Origin of the sequence: Bradyrhizobium sp. SHOUNA76 (assembly GCF_023006445.1) — a bacterium.
Classification (GTDB): domain Bacteria; phylum Pseudomonadota; class Alphaproteobacteria; order Rhizobiales; family Xanthobacteraceae; genus Bradyrhizobium.
Genome location: NZ_JALBHA010000686.1, coordinates 1 through 2672, shown reverse-complemented (window position 1 = coordinate 2672; position 2672 = coordinate 1). Strand labels below are relative to the sequence as shown.

The window sequence follows — 2672 nt, the reverse complement described above, 5'->3', positions numbered from 1 at the left end:
CGGTCGTACGTGGGGATCCAGTCGTCGACGAGGCGGTCGGCCGCTTCGATCGAGCCGTCCTCGAACATCGCGTGCAGCACCGCGTGCGCGGCATGGGCGTTGGCCCGGCGCAAATTGAAGCCGCGCTCGGTCACGCTGCGGCCGCGCGCGACGTCGCCATTCTCGGTCATCGCCCAGCCATACATGGTGAGGAACCACCAATCCTCGCCGTAATGCTGCTTGACGCGCTCGCACAGCTCATGCCGCGCGCGGTCGTGATCGGCCATGCCGGAGAAGGCGAACAGGCCGAACGCGCCGAGCGGCAGCGACAGCACCAATGCATCGCGCGGCCATTCGTCGATGTGCTTCAGCGTCGATACGATCGCCTCAGGCAAGCGGCCCTCGATCGCGAGCGCCAACGTCTCGACATGCGAGCGCTCGCGCTCGGTGCCGCGCTTCGCCACCAGCTCGCGCGCGAGCGCGGCCTTGCCTCGGGCGAGATCGCCCTGCTGGTAGAAGGCGTGCATGCGGGCGCGGGCGATGTGCGGAAGCGCGAAATCCGGGTCGGCCGCAATCGCGCGTTCCAGAGTCTCCGCTGTGCCGGTCCACCCCGCAAGCATGAGGTCGACGCCTTCGCGATAAGCGCTTGCTGCCGCATCGGATTCGGTGGAGAGCGGCAGGCCGTAGCGGTCTTGATGCGCCATCGTCGTGTCCAAGGATTCACGCCGTTCGCGCACGGCGACCTTCGATCGGGTAGGCGGGATCGTTGTAGCCCGGCGTCGAGGGATGGCCTGGAACGACCAGCCTGTCGATCAGTGCCTCGTCATCCCCGGTGAAGCGATAGTCGAGCGCGCCGATGTAGCCGTCCCACTGCTCCTCGGTGCGCGGGCCGGCGACGATCGAGGAGACGAAGGCGGAGTTGAGCACCCAGGCGACCGCGAACTGGCCGGCGGTGATGCCCTTCTTCTCGGCGTGGGTCTTGATCTCCTGCGCGAGCTGAAGCGATTCCGGCCGCCACTCGGTCTGCATCATGCGGGTGTCGTTGCGGCCCGCGCGCGTCTCCTTGTCCGGCGCCGCATCCGGCTTGTATTTGCCGGTCAGCACCCCGCGCGCCAGGGGGCTGTAGGGCACAATGCCGAGGCCGTAATAGGAGCAGGCCGGAAAATGCTCGACCTCGGGCATGCGGTTCATGGCGTTGTAATAGGGCTGGCTCACCGCGGGACGGTCGATGCCGAGGCGGTCGCAGATGTTGCAAATCTCTGCGACGCGCCAGGCGCGGTAGTTCGAGACGCCGAAATAGCGCACCTTGCCCGCGCGGATCAAATCGCCCATCGCGCGCACCGTCTCCTCCAGCGGCGTCGCATGGTCTTCCTTGTGCAGATAGTAGACGTCGATGTGGTCGGTGCCGAGCCGCTTCAGGCTCTCGTCGGCGGCCTGCAACACCCAGCGCCGCGACAGCCCGCCGCGATTGGGATCGTCTCCCATGGGATTGGCGAGCTTCGTGGCGAGCACCCAGGCGTGGCGATCGCCGGCAATGGCGCGGCCCACGACCTCCTCGGAGCCGCCCTTCGAATAGGCATCCGCCGTGTCGATGAAGTTGATCCCGGCATCGCGCGCCTTCGCGATGATCCGCTTGGACGCGGCTTCATCGGTCGGCCCGCCGAACATCATGGTGCCCAGACAAATCGGCGAAACCTTCAGGCCAGAGCGGCCGAGCTGGCGGTATTGCATGGGCTGTTTCCTCGATATTTGATGGAAGGCAGCATAGCCAGCAACGCCCGTCATTGCGAGTGCAGTAAAGCAATCCAGAGCTGCATCCGCGGAACGATCCTGGATTGCTTCGCTGCGCTCGCAATGACGGTGCGGGTACGCTCGTGCCTCATACTCGGTGTCATCGCCCGACTTGATCGGGCGATCCAGTACTCCGAGACGGCAGTGATCGATCGAGAGGCCGCGGCGTACTGGATTCCCCGCCTTCGCGGGGAATGACAGCGGTAGATGTGTTTGGCCGCGGGAGCTGCCCAGCGCGAGGGCTACCCCGGCCCCTTCAATATCTTGAACACGCCATTCGCCATCACGATGCAGCGACCATCCACCGTCACCTCCGTGCTCATGAAGATCAGGCTGCGCGTCGAACGCACCACGCGCGGGCGGGAGATCAGGATGTCACCGATCTGGCCGGCCTCGACGAAATGGGTGTCGAGCTGCACTGTCGCCATGAACTCCTTGCCGGAGACGTAGCGGGCCGTCATGCCGCAGGTGCGGTCGGCGAAGGTCATCATCACGCCGCCCTGGACCATGCCGCGGCGGTTGTGGTGCTTGTCCTCGGTCGCCAGCGCGAATTCGTAATGGCCGTCGGTCTTGCGCTCCCACAGGGGCCCGATCAGGTGCATGAAGCCCGTGGTCTCCAGGATGCTCCAGCCGTCTGATTTCAGCCTTGCGGCGGCCTTGTTGGTCATGTCGTCGTCCGTTCCTGTGCGGGCCTTGCGAACTCGTTTCATCGGGGCCGCACGTAGTGTAGTCAAGCATCATGAGACCATTCGACGATGCCACACGGCGGAATATCGCGGCAGCCTGCGCCGCCTTCACGCGTCTGCCGGAAGGGGAAGCGCCGGCGACGTTGAAGCGTGCGGCGGTGGCGGTCGCGCTGACCGCGAGCGAGGGCGACGACACCGCATTCCTGCTCACGCTAC

2 protein-coding genes and 2 pseudogenes are annotated in these 2672 nt (G+C 65.8%); 1 reads left to right on the top strand and 3 read right to left on the bottom strand.

Annotated features, from left to right (window positions below):
* The 3 genes and pseudogenes from MOV74_RS35635 to MOV74_RS35625 form a co-directional block, all read right to left on the bottom strand.
* Window positions 1-683 (bottom strand): annotated as a pseudogene (locus MOV74_RS35635) (tetratricopeptide repeat protein); the annotation flags it as partial.
* A 16-nt stretch (window positions 684-699) separates the two neighbouring features.
* Complete coding sequence (locus MOV74_RS35630; protein ID WP_246931876.1) at window positions 700-1710, bottom strand: aldo/keto reductase; 1011 nt, start codon at window positions 1708-1710, stop codon at window positions 700-702.
* A gap of 302 nt (window positions 1711-2012) precedes the next feature.
* On the bottom strand, window positions 2013-2438 hold the full coding sequence (locus MOV74_RS35625) for a PaaI family thioesterase (RefSeq protein ID WP_246931873.1): 426 nt from the start codon (window positions 2436-2438) through the stop codon (window positions 2013-2015).
* 71 nt (window positions 2439-2509) lie between these two features.
* Between MOV74_RS35625 and MOV74_RS41075 the strand changes: the two are divergent.
* Window positions 2510-2672: pseudogene (locus MOV74_RS41075) on the top strand (CoA pyrophosphatase); the annotation flags it as partial.

What these genes read in the sequence shown, in the direction of transcription:
- MOV74_RS35630 (WP_246931876.1), bottom strand. Translation starts at nt 1,710, where the DNA reads ATGCAATACCGCCAGCTCGGCCGCTCTGGCCTGAAGGTTTCGCCGATT.
- MOV74_RS35625 (WP_246931873.1), bottom strand. Translation starts at nt 2,438, where the DNA reads ATGACCAACAAGGCCGCCGCAAGGCTGAAATCAGACGGCTGGAGCATC.